The following is a 15,800-nucleotide window of genomic DNA, read 5'->3' on the forward strand; positions in this document are numbered from 1 at the left end:
CCACCCCAATGAAAGGGCAGGTTGGACAGGGTTGTGCTTCATGCACTGGCTTTTAACACACTGTTGAGTTCTCAAGAAACGGACGCGTACACCGTCGTCCCGGCCAGTTTCGGCCGGAGAACCAGGGGCGGTTCGTTTTGTTCTGTTCTTTCGTTGTGCCGTTATTCTTTCAGGCCCGCTTTTTCGTGTCAAACCGGCTCGTTTTGAAGCGATTGACTTGATCTTGCAGGTCTTGCTGGAATTCGGCGGCTCCGTTTCCAGAGCAACCCCTCAAACTTACCAGCACCTGAGCGGCTCTGCGAACCGGGCTCTGGAACCTTGGGTTTCAAAGGGATTGTCAGCGGACACGACACAAGCCATACGGAAGTCACCGGAGTGATTAGAGTGGTTTGCGTCGGACCCTGCCGACTCCAAAAGATTAGCAGTCCTCCAAGAGCGCTCGGAACGTAACGGCGAACCCCGTACGAGGAAACCTCGGGCCGGCCGGAGGAGCCGAGCCTGGCTCGCGAGCAGCGCGGGCCGCGGCACGTCGAGGCAGGCCGAGGTGGATCAAGGCCGATCGGCCCGACCGGGCGAGCGATCCGAACAGGGACCGGCGGAAACATAGACTCGGCTGAGTGAGCAGCCAGACGCCGCCGACGGCGAAGAAGGTTCCCAGCGAGCGCGTGCACCACGGGGACACCGTGGTCGATGACTACGCGTGGCTGACGGTAAAGGACGACCCGGAGGTGGTCGCCTACCTGGAGGCGGAGAACGCCTACACACAGGAGGCGACCGCCCACCTCAAGCCCCTGCAGGAGACGCTCTTCCAGGAGATCAAGGGACGCACCCTGGAGACCGACCTCTCGGTCCCCACCCGCAAGGGCGGCTGGTGGTACTACTCGCGGACCGAGGAGGGCAAGCAGTACGGCATCCAGTGCCGGGTGGCGGCGGACGGCGAGACCCCGCCCGAGTTGAAAGCCGGCGAGCCGCTTCCCGGTGAGGAGATCCTGCTCGACGGCAACGAGCTCGCCGGAGACTCCGACTTCTTCTCGATCGGCACCAGCTCGGTCAGTCCCGACGGCACCCTGCTGGCCTACTCCACCAACTTCACCGGCGACGAGCGCTTCACCCTGAAGGTGAAGAACCTCACCACCGGCGAGACCCTCCCCGACGAGATCCCCGGCATCTTCTACGGCGGCGCCTGGTCGGCCGACGGCACGACGTTCTTCTACACGACCGTCGACGAGGCCTGGCGGCCCAACCAGGTGCACCGGCACACGATCGGCAGCCCCGCCAAGGACGACATGCTCGTCCACGAGGAGGCCGACGAGCGGTTCTGGGTCGGCATCGGGCTCAGCCGGAGCGAGCGTTACCTGGTGCTCTCCTCCGGCAGCAAGATCACCAGCGAGGTCCGCGTCCTTGAGGCCGACGACCCCACCGGCGAGTTCCGCGTCGTCCGGCCCCGGGAGACCGGCGTCGAGTACGGCGTCGACCACGCGGGCGACCACTTCCTGGTCCTGCACAACCGGAACGCGGAGAACTTCGAGCTGGCCACCGCGCCGCTCGACGCCCCCGGCGACTGGACTCCGCTGATCGAGCACCGCGCCGACACCCGGCTGCTCGACGTCGACGCCTTCGAGGGCCACACCGTCGTGCACTTCCGCCGGGACGGGCTCACCGGCATCCGCATCCTGCCCCGCGCCGGGGAGGCGTACGAGATCTCCTTCCCCGAGCCGATCTACGACGTGGCCCCGTCGGGCAACCCGGAGTTCGTCACGGGGCGGCTGCGGCTCGGCTACACCAGCATGGTCACCCCGCCGTCGGTCTACGACTACGACCTGGCGGCGCGCGAGCTGGTCCTGCTGAAGCAGAAGGTCGTGCTCGGCGGCTACGACCCCACCGACTACGAGCAGTTCCGCGAGTGGGCGACCGCGTCCGACGGCACCCGCATCCCGATCTCGATCGTGATGAGAAAGGGCACCCCGCGGCCGGCCCCCACGGTGCTCTACGGCTACGGCAGCTACGAGATCTCGATCGACCCCTCGTTCTCCATCGCCAGGCTCAGCCTGCTCGACCGGGGCTTCGTCTTCGCCGTGGCACACGTCAGGGGCGGCGGTGAGATGGGCCGCCACTGGTACGAGGACGGCAAGTTCCAGAAGAAGAAGAACACCTTCACCGACTTCGTCGCCGCCGCCGAGCACCTCTCCGCCGCCGGCTGGTCGACCGCGATCGTCGCCAGGGGCGGATCGGCGGGCGGGCTGCTGATGGGCGCGGTCGCCAACCTCGCGCCCGAGACCTTCGCGGGCGTGGTGGCGGAGGTGCCGTTCGTGGACGCGCTGAACACGATCCTCGACCCCTCGCTGCCGCTGACCGTGATCGAGTGGGACGAGTGGGGCGACCCGCTGCACAACCCCGAGGTGTACGCGTACATGAAGTCGTACACGCCGTACGAGAACGTGGACGGCCGGGTCTACCCGCCGATTCTGGCGATCACCAGCCTCAACGACACCCGGGTCTTCTACCACGAGCCCGCCAAGTGGGTCGCGAAGCTCCGCGACGTCGCGGACGGCGGGCCGTTCCTGCTCAAGACGGAGATGGGCGCCGGGCACGGCGGCCGCAGCGGCAGGTACGACGCCTGGCGCGAGGAGGCCTTCACCCTCTCCTGGATTCTCGACACGACCAAGGTGACCAAGTGACATATATCGCGGCAGATGACAGGTACGACGGACGCCAGCCGTACAACAGGGTCGGCAAGAGCGGGCTCAAGCTGCCCGCCGTCTCGCTGGGGCTCTGGCACAACTTCGGTGACGACAAGCCCTTCGAGACCCAGCGGGCCATCCTGCGCAGGGCCTTCGATCTGGGGGTGACCCACTTCGACCTGGCCAACAACTACGGTCCGCCGCCCGGGTCCGCGGAGACCAACTTCGGGCGGCACTTCCGCGAGGACTTCGCACCGTACCGGGACGAGCTGGTCATCTCCACCAAGGCGGGCTACGACATGTGGCCCGGCCCGTACGGCGAGTGGGGGTCGCGCAAGTACCTGCTGTCCAGCCTGGATCGGTCGCTGGAGCGGATGGGGCTCGACTACGTCGACATCTTCTACAGCCACCGGTTCGACCCGGACACCCCGCTGGAGGAGACGATGGGCGCGCTGGACCACGCGGTCCGGTCCGGCAAGGCGCTGTACGCGGGCATCTCGTCCTACTCGCCCGAGCACACCGCGGAGGCCGCGCGGCTGCTGCGGGAGATGGGCACGCCGCTACTGATCCACCAGCCCTCGTACTCGATGCTGAACCGGTGGATCGAGGGCGGGCTGCTCGACGTCCTGGAGGAGGAGGGCCTGGGCTGCATCGCGTTCTCCCCGCTGGCGCAGGGCATGCTGACCGACCGCTACCTGAACGGGATCCCCAAGGGGTCGCGGGCCTCGCTGGGGCGCTTCCTCACCCCGGAGATGCTCGCCGAGGAGACGATGCGGCACATCCGCACCCTGAACGAGATCGCGGGCGGGCGCGGCCAGTCGCTGGCGCAGATGGCGCTGGCCTGGGCTTTGCGCGACAGGCGCGTCACGTCGGTGCTGATCGGCGCGAGCAGTGTGGAGCAGTTGGAGAACAGCCTCGCGGCCGTGCAGAACACGTCGTTCGACGCCGCGGAGCTTGAGGCGATCGACAAGGACGCGGTCGAGGCGGGCATCAACCTCTGGGCCAGGTCCAGCGAGGCCTGACCTGCGTCCGTGAGAAAGACCGCCGGGCCACCTGCCGGCGGTCTTTCCGGGGCGCGGAACAGTGCCTAGAGCGCCTGCTGTCGCTGCAGGTGCGCGAACGAGGCCCAGCCGGGCAGGACCGGCAGCCAGAAGGTCAGCAGCCGGAACAGCAGCACGGCCGAGGTCGCCACCTCACCGGGCAGGCCGGAGAGGGTCAGGCCGACCGACAGGGACAGCTCGACGGCGCCGAGGCCGCCGGGGGTGGGGGCTGCCGAGCCGATGGCGTTGCCCGCGAGGAAGACGATGGCGACGGCGGCGAAGTTGAGGGAGCCGCCGAAGGCGCGGACGCAGGCGTCCAGGCAGAGCACGAAGAACAGGGTGAGCATCAGGGTGCCACTGAAGCCCTCGATGATCTTCCTGGGCGACTGGAGGACGTCGAGCAGGCGCGGGATGACCCCGGAGAACAGCGAGCGGAGCCGCGTGGTGATCATGCGGCGCAGCCGTGGCACGCCCACGATGACCAGCACCACCACGGCCACGGCCAGCAGCGTCAGCACGAGCGTGCGCGACGGGGTGAACGACGAGGCGGTGTTGGAACCGGTGATGTAGGCGAACAGCAGGAGCAGCGCGATGTGGAATGCCAGCCCGATGAGCTGGGAGGCGCCCACGCTGGCCACCGCCTGTCCCAGAGGGATGCCGCGTTTCTGCAGGTAGCGGGTGTTGATCGCGACCCCGCTCACCGCGGCGGGCGCGACGAGCTTGACGAACGACCCGGCGAACTGGACGAGCACGGTACGGCCGAGGGGCAGTTTCTCCGGTACGAAGCCCCTCAGCATCAGGGCGGCGGCGACGTAGCTCATCATCGCGGCGACCAGTGCCACGCCGGTCCAGCTCCACTTGGCCGACGTGATCATGTTGAGGTTGATCTGGGTCAGGTAGTAGACCAGGAAGTACGCGGCGAACGCGGTGCCGATGATGGTGATCAGGGTCCTGGGGCGGAAGCGCTCCAGGCGCACCTCCTCGGCCTCGGCCTTGGGCGTGAGCTCGACGATCCGCTCGCGGATCTCGGTGAGCAGCCCCTTGTTCTTGCTGAGCGCCGCCCTGGTCTCGCGGGTCAGCGCGATCCGCTGGAGCAGCGGGAGCGCGTCGGCGAGCAGGCCGTGCCCGGCTCCGGCCGCGGCGGCGTTGACCGCCCGCTGGGCTCCGACGCGGAGGCTGAGGTAGGTGAGCAGCTGGGCGATGTCCAGGCGGAGCAGCAGGTCACCGGCGGCGATCTCGCCGCTGCGGGCGTCCGTGAGGATGACCCGGCCCTCGCAGTCGACATGGATGCTGTCGCCGGTCAGCCGCCGGTGGGCGAGCCGCTGGACCTGCAGCAGCAGGACCTGCTCCCAGATCTGGGCGAGCAGGTTGTCGTCGATCTCCTCGTCGGGGATGTCGTCGAGCGCGCGGGTGGGGATGTGCTCGTAGACGAGCAGCGCGGCCTCCGTACCGATCTCGCTGGTACCGACGAGCCGGGGGGTGCTCACTCCCGCCGCCTGCGCGGCGTACGCCATCAGGGCCTCGCGCTCCAGCTCGGCGCGGAGTGAGCGGATGGCCTTGCGGCGGGTCTCGGAGTTGAGCCGGATGCGCCGCCAGATGCGGTAGAGCACCCCGGCCACCTGACGGTCCCGGTCGAGGACCGTGACGTCGAGGCGGTTGCCGTTCTTGAGCTCGACGGCGTAGCGGCGGCTGCCCTGGTAGTCGTCGTCGAGCCGATGCGCCCTGACCGGGGCGAAGCCCAGCTTGCGCAGCACGCCGACGACCGCACTGCCCGGAGGGCGGGTGTTGGGGCTGCCCACGCCGTACAGGGTGGCGTAGCCGACGGCCAGGCCGACCAGGATGGAGACGACGATGCCGAGGAGGGTGGCGGCGAGCCCGGCGAACAGGGCGACGGCGTTGAGCGCGACCGCGCTCCACAGGGCCGCCCGCCAGGTGGGGCGGCGGGATATGCGCACCGCGGTGACGTAGGCGATGATCGGGGTGAGCAGCGTGTTGACCGGCTCGACTCCGGCTCTGCCTCCGGTCATCAGGAGCCTCAGGTCCTCGGGCCCGGCGTTCACGATCCACTCGCCGAGTACGAAGGAGAGCACCATCGCGGCGATGGCCGCGAAGAGCCCCTCGGCCACCCGGAGGCCGTCACGGTGCAGCACCCGCTCGATGGCGAAGGCGATGGGCACGCCGAGCATGGCCGAGGCGCTCAGCACCCCGGCCAGGCCGCTGAGCAGGAACGGCGCCCGGCTGGTGCCGTCGGCGACGTCGCCCTCCAGACCGTTCAGGGTCTTCTGCGCGACGAGGGCGAGCAGGATGACGGCCACCAGCCCGAGCAGGGTCGCCAGGAACCGCAGCAGGTCCGAAGGGCGACGGATCCGCTGGGGAAGCAGCGGCTCGATGACGCGCACGGCTAGATCGCCGTCCGTCGCCGGCCGTGTGCCGTCGTCGGACGGTGTTCCGTCCAGCTCCTTGATTTCCGTCACCGCCAGCGATTCTGCATGTTCCGCATTACAGCTGCGTCACCGACCTTCTCCCCCAGAGTCCACAATCGGAGCCATACGCATGTCGACGGCTTCCGACAGTCTTGACAGTCTGGCTTCCATCTTGGTGGCTGAAATCAGAAAACGGGGCCACACGGTGACACCGTATGGCGCCCCGGCCGGCGAGCGGGCCGGGCGGACGTGGCCTCGAAGAGATCATGACGCCCGCCTCGACGAGGGCGGCGAGCGAGCACAGCGTACCTGCCCGAGATCGAGAATTGACCCTTCTAGCTGCGGGAATACTGGATTTAGCGGGTGCGGGACTGGAAGGCTGACCGTCATGTTCCTTCGCCCGCCCGCAGCCTGCAGGGCCGCGTCCGGGGAGCGGGAACGCCTCGTCGCGGTCGCCTCTCACCGCCTTCCCGGGAGCGCGGGCGCTCCATGCACGTTGAGGGGTTCCGCATGAGCACTCGCGCCTCCAGGGGAATAGTGGTCGCGATCACCCGATTCCCCCGACGCCCCCACTGTAAAGATCCCGGTCATCTCCACCGCCCGCGCGACGGGAGTCACCTACGACCCCCGCTCCACCTCAGGTGCGACACGATCGTCAACATCAGCGACACCGCCCTGGGGCTGAACAGCGGCGCGATCGCGACAGCCGCGTTCGTCTACGCCCGGACCGACGACCTGCCCGGCGGCTCCGTCCCGGGTGGTGCCACCGGGCCGGTATCCGGCGGCCACCTCGTCGCCACCGATGTTCTCAAGTAACGCCGTCCCCGATGTCAGAGGAGCCTGACGTGAGTGCACGTGCCTTCGGGAGAGTGCTGGCCGCCGTCACCATCGCCACGGCCACGATCCCGCCCGTCGTCGACACGGCCTGGGCCGCGACCCCGCCCGGAACGGTGCACGGGCTCGCCACCTCCGCGCCGGAACCGGTGAACGCCGGTGTCCACAGCCCGTCCGGCCTGCCCTCGGAACCGCCTCCGGAGAGTCCCCTGCCGCCGGACGCGAAGGCGTTCGGGCAGTCGATCAAGCTCGCGTCCGTCAGGCGGCACCTGGAAAGGCTCCAGGAGATCGCCAAGGCCAACGGCGGTATCCGGGCCGCGGCCACCCCCGGCCACGAGGCCTCGGTCGCCTACGTCGCGGACAGGCTTCGCGCCGCCGGATACCAGGTCACCTTGCAGGAGTTCGGGATCCCCTTCTTCCATGAGCGGAAGGCTCCGGTGCTGGCGCGATCGTCCCCCGCGGCCAGGGCTTACCTGCCCGGCATCGACTTCCAGACGATGACGTACTCCGGCTCGGGGAGGATCACGGCTCCGGTGCAGGGCGTGGACCTGGTGCTGCCGCCGGCCCCGAACGCGAACTCCTCCTCCGGATGCGAGGTGAGTGACTTCAAGGGGTTCGTCCGGGGGAACATCGCCCTGATCCAGCGTGGCTCCTGCAGCTTCCAGGTCAAGGCGGAGCGGGCCCAGGCGGCCGGTGCGTCCGGGGTGGTCATCTTCAACGAGGGGCAGCCGGGTGAGGCTCTCGCCGACCGCAGGATCCTGCTGCGAGGCTCGGTCAACACCTCCGGCATCAAGATCCCGATCGTCGGAGCCACCTTCGCGGCCGGCAAGGAGCTGTCGGTGCCGGGAACGACCGCGACGCTCGCGGTGGACGCCGAGAGCGACCCCGACCGCAGGACGCGCAACGTCATCGCCGAAAGCCGCCGGGGCGACCCGGACCGGGTGGTCATGCTCGGCGCCCACCTGGACAGTGTCATGGCGGGACCCGGCATCAACGACAACGGCTCCGGGACCGCGGGCGTCCTGGAGACGGCGTTGGCGGCGAAGGACCTGCAGACGAGGAACAGGCTGCGCTTCGCCTTCTGGGGCGCGGAGGAGCTGGGCCTGCTCGGTTCCACCCACTACGTGGCCCATCTCTCGGCGGCGGAGCGGGCGAAGATCAAGCTGTACCTGAACTTCGACATGATCGCCTCGCCGAACTACGTCCTGGGGATCTACGACGGCGACAACTCCGACACGGGCCTGGACACGCATCCGCCTGCCGGTTCCGACCGGATCGAGAAGCTCTTCCAGTCGTACTTCGACGCCGTGGGCAAGCCGCACCAGGAGGCCGACTTCACCGGCCGCTCCGACTACGGCCCCTTCATCAAGGCGGGCATCGCCGCGGGCGGGCTGTTCACCGGCGCCGAGGGCATCAAGTCCGCCGAGGAGGCCGAGAAGTTCGGCGGCAAGGCCTGGGCCCCCTACGACAGGTGCTACCACCAGGCCTGCGACACCATCGCCAACATCGACGACGGTGCGCTGGCGGTGAACGCCTCCGCGATCGGCGCGGCGGCGTACACCTACGCGTACGCTCGCGACCTCCCCGGCGATCCCGTCGCCCCCGGCCACACCGGGGAGCCGAGAGTCGGAAGGCCGAGCACCGGAGGGGGCGGGCTGGGACACGACCACCGGCACGAGCCCCCCGGGCTGCTCCGGTGACACCCGCGCTCCCTGGGCGCGGCTACAGTCAAGGGCATGTCGTCAGGCGAACTTCGAGTGCTGGGGGCGTGCCCGCTTGACTGCCCCGACACGTGCTCCTGGGTGGTGACCGTCCAAGGCGGCGAGGCCGTCAAGATGCGCGGCAACCCTGACCATCCCTACACCCGCGGCGCGCTCTGCGTGAAGGTCAACCGCTACCTGGAGCACACCCGGGCGTCCGACCGCATCCTGCACCCGATGCGGCGGACCGGCCCCAAGGGGTCCGGCAGGTTCGAGCGGATCAGCTGGGACGAGGCCCTGGAGGAGATCTCCGTACGGCTGCGCGGCATCGTCGACGAGCACGGCGGCGAGGCGATCTGGCCCTACCTGGGCACCGGCACGCTGGGATACCTCCAGGGGGCCGAGGGAGTGGCCGGGCGGCGGTTCTGGAACGCGCTCGGCGCGTCGAGGCACTTTCTGAACATCTGCTCGTCGGCCGGCAACTCCGGGCTGCGACAGGTCTACGGCACGCCGGGCGGGATGGATCCGGAGACGTTCGCCCTGTCCCGGCTCATCCTGCTGTGGGGCACGAACACGCTGACCAGCGGGCACCACCTGTGGAAGTTCATCCAGGACGCCCGCGCGGCGGGGGCGCACGTGGTGGCGATCGACCCGATCCGGACCCGCACCGCCGAGCAGGCCGACGAGCACCTGCCGATCAGGCCCGGCACCGACGCGGCCCTCGCCCTGGGGCTGATGAACGTCGTGCTCGCCGAGGGAGCCGAGGACCGCGACTACCTGGAGAACCACACGACCGGCTGGGAGAACCTCCGCGAGGAGATCCTGCGCCACCCTCCGGCACGCGTGGCGGAGATCACCGGGCTGCCCGAGTCCGACATCCGGGCCCTGGGGGTCCGGCTGGCGCGCACCCGGCCCACCGGCATCCGGGCCACCATGGGCGTGCAGCGGCACGCCGGCGGCGGCACCGCGATGCGCACGATCGCCGCCATCCCCGGCGTGACCGGCGACTGGCGCCACCCCGGCGGCGGGATCGCGTACTCCACCAGCGGGCACATCCACCTGAACATCGACACCCGCGAGGACCTGCTCACCCGGCCGGTCCGCACGCTCACCATGACCCGGCTGGCCGATCAGCTGGACGAGTCGGTGAAGTGCCTGTGGGTGTACGCGGCCAACCCGATGAGCTCCACCTCCGACCAGAACCGGATCCGCGAGAAACTGACGCGCGAGGACCTGTTCACCGTCGTGATGGAGCAGTTCCCGACCGACACCGTCGACTACGCCGACATCGTGCTCCCCGCCACCATGCAGATCGAGCACGCCGACCTGCACGCGGGCTACGGGCACATGTACCTGATGTGGAACTCACCCGCGGTCGAGCCGCCGGGCGAGTGCCTGTCCACCACCGAGACCTTCCGCCGCCTGGCGCGGCACATGGGGCTCACCGAGCCGTCCCTGTACGACTCCGACCTGGAGCTGGCCGAGCAACTGCTCTCCTCGGGCCATCCGTCGCTTGACGGCATCACGCTCGACCGGCTGCGCAAGGAGGGCTGGGTCCGCCTCAACGTACCGCGGCCGTTCGTGCCGTTCACCGAGGGCTTCCCGACGCCCTCGGGCCGGATGGAGTTCGGCGCGGGGCCCGCCTACGTCCCGCCGCACACCACCTCGGCCGCGCCGGGACCGTATCCGCTGACCCTCATCACCCCCGCCTCCCACACCTTCCTCAACACCATCTTCGGCAACAACCCCGAGTTGCTGCGGCGCTCGAAGGGCCCGCGGGTCCTGGTGAATCCCACGGACGCCGCGCCGAGGGGGCTGAGCGACGGGCAGCGGGCCCGGGTTTTCAACGCCGGCGGCGAGTTCGAGGCCGTGGTCGAGATCAGCGAGCGGGTCCGGCCGGGCGTGATCGCGTCCACCAAGGGGCACTGGCGCAAGCTCAGCTCGGGGGGCACGACCGTGAACGCCGTGGTGGAGGCCCGCGACGCCGACATGGGCCGTGGCGCCGTCTACCACGACAACCTGGTCGAGATCGGCCCGAGCGCCACCGAGTGACCGGACGGATCACCTCGACGCCGGCCCCTGGCCGATCAGGTCAGCGCGAGTTTGTAACCCTCGTGGGACGCGACGAAGCCGAGGGAGTCGTAGAAGCGGTGGGCGTCCGCGCGGGTCTTGTCCGTGGTGAGCTGGACCAGGGCGCAGCCCCGGGCCCGTCCGCGCTCGACGGCCCATTCCATCATCGTGCGGCCCAGACCCCGCCCGCGCAGCTCCGAGGCGATCCTGACCGCCTCGATCTGCATCCGGAGGGCACCCCGGCGGGAGATGCCGGGAATGTAGGTGAGCTGCATGGTGCCCACGACCTCGCCGTCCAGCTCCGCGACGATCAGCTCGTTGGCGGGGTCGGCGTCGATGACCTCGAAGGCGGCACGATGCTCCTCGCCGTAGGCTCCCTGGCGGGCGGCCGCGACGGTGTCGTCGGCGAGCATGGCCACGATGAGCGGAACGTCCTCGGCACGGGCGATACGGAAGTTCACCGGCATGGCGGCCAACCTATCCCGGAACACCGCCGCACTCCTCAATGACGGCCTGGACGCCCCTCGCGAGGACCCCTCACCAGGGGGGAGACGACGGGTAGGGGAACAATCAGGGTCGCTCCCCGATGTGAGCAAGGGGGGTCGGGAGGCAGCCTTGATGGCATGAACGACGAACTGACTCGACGTGACGAGATGTCCCTCGCCGGAGCGGCGCTGCGCGGCGCTCCCTGGAAGGCCGCCGCGGTGACCGGCGGCGCGGTGACCGCCACCAGCTTCGGACTGGGCGTGCTCACCGGTGGCGGGGATCTGACCTGGGCGATGGTGGTCGGCATCGGCCTGTTCTCGCTTATCGCGGCCATCGGCTCGATCCGCAAGCCCAACAGCGGGGACCGGGTGACCCGGCAGGCCCGGCTCTGGGCGCTGCGCCACCCCTGGAGGTTCGCCCTCTACCCCTCGTTCGGCGCCGCGATGCTCATGTATCCGGTGCAGCTCATCGTCGACGGCGAGGGCGTGTTCAGCGCGGCACTGGACGCCCTGCAGGGCGGGGTCGTGGTCTACCTGATCACTGCTGTCCTGGCGCTGACCCTCAAGGGCCGCGGCCAGACCTCGCTTCCCGGCGGTCGCTGAACCCTCGGGTGATCGCCGATCTTCCGGTGATCACCCGTCCTCTTGGGGATCACTCGTGTCGGCCGCCGCAGGCCGCCTTCGGTCGCCGAGGCTCGCGGCCCGGCCGGGCCCTTCTCGGGCCCTTCTGGAGTGACCGGGCCCAGAGCCGCTCCGCTAGACGCGCTCGTACTCGGCGCGGCAGACGCAGAACTCGTTGCCCTCGGGGTCGAGCATCGTCACCCAGCCGGTGCCGTCGGGGTTGCGCATGTCCTCGAAGACCGTGGCGCCGAGCCCGAGCAGGCGCTCGACCTCCTCGTCGCGGGTGGTGCCCGCCGAGCCGGTGAGATCCAGGTGAAGGCGGTTCTTGACGGACTTGCCCTCGGGAACCTTGATGAACAGCAGATTCACCCCGCCGCCCCGCAGGAGGATCTCATCGTCCTCCTGCTTCGTCTCCGGATGGAGCTCCCCGCCGGTGGCGTCGCGCCAGAAGGTCGCCAGTTCGTACGGCTGGGCGCAGTCGAAGGTCACGTATTGAACAACAATCATGCGCCCACCCAACCCGACACCATCAAAACCGTCAAGCCGGTTTCGGGCGACCCCGCTCCGAACGGGGTCGCCCGCGCCCACCCCTCCCGATCACGTCGTACGGCGTGCTCGGGCAGGCGTACGGTCAGTGGCCGCCGGCGGCGAGGTTGAGCCCGACGACGCCCGCGACGATGAGCAGGATCGAGGCGATCTTGAGGGCCGACGCGTTCTCGCCGAGGGCGACGATGCCCAGCACAGCGGTGCCGACGGCTCCGATACCCGTCCAGACGGCGTAGGCCGTGCCCACCTCCAGGGTCTTCAGGCCCATCGCGAGCAGGCCGAAGCTGAGCAGGCCGAAGACGGCGAAGCCGACGCTCGGCAGCAGCACGGAGAATCCATTGCTCAGCTTGAGCGAGTACGCCATCGCGACCTCGAACAGACCGGCGACGAGGATGACAACCCAGGCCATGACAGCTCCTCCTTTGATCAGGAGCGTCGTCTTTGCCTACCGGGTACGGCGCGTCTCGTCCGGGAACACCCCTTTTGAGGGTTCGATCGGTGGAACGCGGCAGGGTCTCACTTTGATTCCCACCAGAGTGTGAACCACCGGTCCCGGGGGACCGGCCACATGTCCAGCTCGATCACGGCCGCGATGACCTCGTCGGCCCGCTCCCGGCCGAGGCAGAGCCTCCGGCAGGCGCTCTCGGCGAGGTCTTCGAGCCGGGTGAAGCGCGGCAGCGGGGCCAGGCGCCACTCGTGACGGACCTCGTACCCGAGCCCCTCGGCGACGGCGATCACGTCGTGAGCCGTGGGGCGGCGGGGGCGGGTGATGCCGTGGAAGTGCTGCCAGAGGGGGTTGAGCCAGCTCATCGGGTGTTGCCCGGTGAGCTCCAGGACGACCCGGCCCCGGGCGTGGCCGGTGAGCTCGGCGAGGAATCCGGCCAGCCCCGGCACGTTGTAGACGACGTGGGCGGCGACCGCGACGTCCGCGATCGGCGTTTCGGCCGCGATGTCGGGCCAGCGGCCCCGGAAGAACCGGGTGGGGACGCCCAGCGTGTGAGCCCGGGAGGCCAGTTCGGCGAGCATGGCGTCGGAGACGTCGACCGCGATCAGCTCTCCCAGGTCGGGAGCGAGCGGCAGGGAGGCCGCCCCCGTTCCGGCACCGACGTCCAGCACGCTCCCGCCGGGCGGGAGCGCCTCGGCCATCCGCGCCAGCGTCGGCCCCTCGGGGGCCGCGAGCGCGCGGTCGGTGCGCTCGGCGAACCGCGCCGACGAGTGCCCCCAGGGATCGGCCGGCGCCCTGGCCGCGATCTCCTCGGGAATGCCCCACAGTTCGAGGTCGGCCCGCCATCGTTCGTCCATGTGGCGAGCCTAGAAGAGCTTCGGGGGCCGGTCGATCGACGCCGGCGCGGGTGTCTTCGCATGTCGTGACGAACGTCCCAGTCGGTGCGGTTTTCTAGGGGTTACTGACGGGTAGCATTACCGGTAACGTTACTGGCGAGTATGGAAAGTTCCGGTTCCCCCGGTTTCAAGGAGCAGACCCCATGGGCCACTACAAGAGCAACGTCCGTGACCTGGAGTTCAACCTCTTCGAGGTGTTCGGGCGCCGGGACATTCTGGGCACCGGCCGCTACGCCGAACTGGACGAGGACGTGGTGCGGAGCCTCCTCGACGAGGTCAACCGCCTGGCCACCGGCGTACTCGCCGACTCCTTCGAGGAGGGCGACCGCAAGCCGCCGGTGTTCGATCTCGCCACCAACTCGGTGACGATGCCGGAGGGCTTCAAGAAGTCCTTCGCCGCCTACCGCGACGCCGGCTGGACCAACCTCAGCCTCCCCGCCGAGCTCGGCGGCCCCGGCCTGCCCAGCAGCGTGAGCTGGGCGCTGGCCGAGATGGTCCTCGGCTCGAACCCGGCCATCTGGATGTACTCCAGCGGCCCGGCCTTCGCCCACGTGCTCCACGTGCTCGGCACCGAGGAGCAGAAGCGCTACGCCGAGCTGGCCATCGAGAACCAGTGGGGCGCCACCATGGTGCTCACCGAGCCGGACGCCGGTTCCGACGTGGGCGCGGGCCGCGCGAGGGCGGTACGGCAGGACGACGGCACCTGGCACATCGAGGGCGTCAAGCGCTTCATCACCAGCGCCGAGCACGACCTGAGTGACAACATCTTCCACCTGGTGCTGGCCCGCCCCGAGGGGCACGGTCCCGGCACCAAGGGCCTGTCGATGTTCCTGGTCTCGAAGTACCACGTGGACCTGGAGACCGGCGAGCTCGGCGAGCGCAACGGCGTCTACGTCACCAACGTCGAGAAGAAGATGGGCCTGAAGGTCTCCACGACCTGCGAGCTCACCTTCGGCGACAAGCACCCGGCCGTGGGCACGCTGATCGGCGAGGTCCACGAGGGCATCAAGCAGATGTTCATGATCATCGAGCATGCCCGGATGATGGTCGGCACCAAGGCGATCGCCACGCTCTCCACCGGCTACCTGAACGCCCTGGAGTACGCCAAGGCCCGGGTGCAGGGCGCCGACCTGACCCAGATGGCCGACAAGTCGGCCCCGCGGGTGACCATCACCCACCACCCGGACGTACGCCGGGAGCTGATGTTGCAGAAGTCGTACGCCGAGGGCATGCGGGCGCTGGTCCTGCTCACCGCCACCTACCAGGACGACGTGCTGATCGCCGAGCACGAGGGCCGCAGGAACGGCCACGCCGAGGCGATGAACGACCTGCTGCTCCCGCTGGTCAAGGGCGTCGGCTCCGAGCGCTCCTACGAGCTGCTCGCCCGCTCCCTGCAGACCCTGGGCGGCTCGGGCTACCTGCAGGATTACCCGATCGAGCAGTACATCAGGGACGCCAAGATCGACTCCCTGTACGAGGGCACCACCGCGATCCAGGGGCTGGATCTGTTCTTCCGCAAGATCCTGCGCAACCAGGGCGTGACCCTCGGCTCGCTGTACGACGATGTGAAGGCCTTCGCCGCCTCCGAGGCCGGCAACGGGCGGCTGAAGGAGGAGCGCAAGCTTCTCGCCGAGGCCGCCGACGAGGTCAAGAGCATGGCCGACACCATGGCGGGCTGGGCCATCGGCTCGCTGGAGGCGCCGAAGGAGGTCTACAAGGTCGGCCTCAACACCACCCGGTTCCTGCTCGCGCTGGGCGACGTGGTGATCGGCTGGCTGCTGCTGCGCCAGGCCGAGGTGGCCCTGGCCGCGCTGGGCTCCGCCGAGGCCGCGCAGGGCGACCAGGCCTTCTACACCGGCAAGGTCGCCGCGGCCTCGTTCTTCGCCCAGACCGTCCTGCCCCGCGTCGCCGCCGAGCGTCGCACGCTGGAGGCCACCGGCCAGGACCTGATGGAGCTGCCGGAAGAGGCCTTCTGAGCAAGCCACCTGCTCCCGCGGCAGGCATGGGGGCGGTCCCGTCTAGACGGGACCGCCCGTCGACGGCACCCTCCTGCCGCTGC

At 69.4% G+C, this 15,800-nt stretch carries 12 protein-coding genes and 1 riboswitch; of the genes, 7 read left to right on the plus strand and 5 right to left on the minus strand.

Annotated features, from left to right (window positions below):
- The first annotated feature begins 617 nt into the window (after nucleotides 1-617).
- Nucleotides 618-2,678, plus strand: coding sequence for a S9 family peptidase (locus ABZ260_RS29590; RefSeq protein WP_355624420.1), 2,061 nt, complete (start codon nucleotides 618-620; stop codon nucleotides 2,676-2,678).
- Entirely contained in the window at nucleotides 2,675-3,703 is a 1,029-nt protein-coding gene (gene mgrA, locus ABZ260_RS29595) for an L-glyceraldehyde 3-phosphate reductase (RefSeq protein ID WP_355624423.1), read from the plus strand. Before ABZ260_RS29590 ends, mgrA begins: the two co-directional genes overlap by 4 nt.
- 65 nt (nucleotides 3,704-3,768) lie before the next feature.
- Here the strand turns inward: mgrA and ABZ260_RS29600 are convergent, their stop codons facing one another.
- Nucleotides 3,769-6,195, minus strand: coding sequence for a lysylphosphatidylglycerol synthase transmembrane domain-containing protein (locus ABZ260_RS29600; protein ID WP_355624425.1), 2,427 nt, complete (start codon nucleotides 6,193-6,195; stop codon nucleotides 3,769-3,771).
- A gap of 459 nt (nucleotides 6,196-6,654) precedes the next feature.
- On the opposite strand from ABZ260_RS29600, the gene ABZ260_RS29605 reads away from it, so the two are divergent.
- From ABZ260_RS29605 to ABZ260_RS29615, 3 genes are read left to right on the plus strand one after another with little or no spacing between them, the layout of a single operon-like run.
- On the plus strand, nucleotides 6,655-6,960 hold the full coding sequence (locus ABZ260_RS29605; protein WP_355624427.1) for a hypothetical protein: 306 nt from the start codon (nucleotides 6,655-6,657) through the stop codon (nucleotides 6,958-6,960).
- 29 nt (nucleotides 6,961-6,989) lie between these two features.
- Entirely contained in the window at nucleotides 6,990-8,678 is a 1,689-nt protein-coding gene (locus tag ABZ260_RS29610; RefSeq protein ID WP_355624429.1) for a M28 family metallopeptidase, read from the plus strand.
- A 36-nt stretch (nucleotides 8,679-8,714) separates the two neighbouring features.
- Complete coding sequence (locus ABZ260_RS29615; protein ID WP_355624431.1) at nucleotides 8,715-10,730, plus strand: molybdopterin oxidoreductase family protein; 2,016 nt, start codon at nucleotides 8,715-8,717, stop codon at nucleotides 10,728-10,730.
- A gap of 35 nt (nucleotides 10,731-10,765) precedes the next feature.
- Here the strand turns inward: ABZ260_RS29615 and ABZ260_RS29620 are convergent, their stop codons facing one another.
- Nucleotides 10,766-11,215, minus strand: coding sequence for a GNAT family N-acetyltransferase (locus tag ABZ260_RS29620; protein WP_350929780.1), 450 nt, complete (start codon nucleotides 11,213-11,215; stop codon nucleotides 10,766-10,768).
- Nucleotides 11,216-11,371: 156 nt separating this feature from the next.
- Here ABZ260_RS29620 and ABZ260_RS29625 point away from each other — a divergent pair, with 156 nt between their 5' ends.
- Nucleotides 11,372-11,836: a hypothetical protein gene (locus tag ABZ260_RS29625; protein ID WP_355624433.1), complete on the plus strand. Its 465-nt coding sequence runs from the start codon at nucleotides 11,372-11,374 to the stop codon at nucleotides 11,834-11,836.
- Nucleotides 11,837-11,989: 153 nt separating this feature from the next.
- Here ABZ260_RS29625 and ABZ260_RS29630 read toward each other — a convergent pair whose 3' ends face one another.
- The 3 genes from ABZ260_RS29630 to ABZ260_RS29640 form a co-directional block, all read right to left on the minus strand.
- The gene (locus ABZ260_RS29630) at nucleotides 11,990-12,361 is read right to left on the minus strand and encodes a VOC family protein (RefSeq protein ID WP_355624435.1); all 372 of its coding nucleotides are present in this window, start codon (nucleotides 12,359-12,361) and stop codon (nucleotides 11,990-11,992) included.
- A gap of 124 nt (nucleotides 12,362-12,485) precedes the next feature.
- A complete protein-coding gene (locus ABZ260_RS29635; RefSeq protein ID WP_355624437.1) occupies nucleotides 12,486-12,809 on the minus strand; it encodes a multidrug efflux SMR transporter in 324 nt (107 codons plus the stop codon).
- 20 nt (nucleotides 12,810-12,829) lie between these two features.
- Nucleotides 12,830-12,896, minus strand: a riboswitch (guanidine-III (ykkC-III) riboswitch).
- A 20-nt stretch (nucleotides 12,897-12,916) separates the two neighbouring features.
- The gene (locus ABZ260_RS29640) at nucleotides 12,917-13,702 is read right to left on the minus strand and encodes a class I SAM-dependent methyltransferase (RefSeq protein WP_355624439.1); all 786 of its coding nucleotides are present in this window, start codon (nucleotides 13,700-13,702) and stop codon (nucleotides 12,917-12,919) included.
- Nucleotides 13,703-13,884: 182 nt separating this feature from the next.
- On the opposite strand from ABZ260_RS29640, the gene ABZ260_RS29645 reads away from it, so the two are divergent.
- A complete protein-coding gene (locus ABZ260_RS29645) occupies nucleotides 13,885-15,717 on the plus strand; it encodes an acyl-CoA dehydrogenase (protein ID WP_355624441.1) in 1,833 nt (610 codons plus the stop codon).
- The last annotated feature ends 83 nt before the right edge of the window (nucleotides 15,718-15,800 follow it).

Origin of the sequence: Streptosporangium sp. NPDC006013 (genome assembly GCF_040614275.1) — a bacterium.
In the GTDB taxonomy this organism is placed as follows: Bacteria; Actinomycetota; Actinomycetes; order Streptosporangiales; family Streptosporangiaceae; genus Streptosporangium.

Bases quoted from the DNA above. Each gene is read 5' to 3' on its own strand.
- ABZ260_RS29630 (WP_355624435.1), bottom strand. From the start codon at position 12,361: ATGATTGTTGTTCAATACGTGACCTTCGACTGCGCCCAGCCGTACGAA.
- ABZ260_RS29640 (WP_355624439.1), bottom strand. From the start codon at position 13,702: ATGGACGAACGATGGCGGGCCGACCTCGAACTGTGGGGCATTCCCGAG.
- ABZ260_RS29605 (WP_355624427.1), top strand. From the start codon at position 6,655: ATGAGCACTCGCGCCTCCAGGGGAATAGTGGTCGCGATCACCCGATTC.
- ABZ260_RS29620 (WP_350929780.1), bottom strand. From the start codon at position 11,215: ATGCCGGTGAACTTCCGTATCGCCCGTGCCGAGGACGTTCCGCTCATC.
- ABZ260_RS29635 (WP_355624437.1), bottom strand. From the start codon at position 12,809: ATGGCCTGGGTTGTCATCCTCGTCGCCGGTCTGTTCGAGGTCGCGATG.
- ABZ260_RS29625 (WP_355624433.1), top strand. From the start codon at position 11,372: ATGAACGACGAACTGACTCGACGTGACGAGATGTCCCTCGCCGGAGCG.
- ABZ260_RS29615 (WP_355624431.1), top strand. From the start codon at position 8,715: ATGTCGTCAGGCGAACTTCGAGTGCTGGGGGCGTGCCCGCTTGACTGC.
- ABZ260_RS29645 (WP_355624441.1), top strand. From the start codon at position 13,885: ATGGGCCACTACAAGAGCAACGTCCGTGACCTGGAGTTCAACCTCTTC.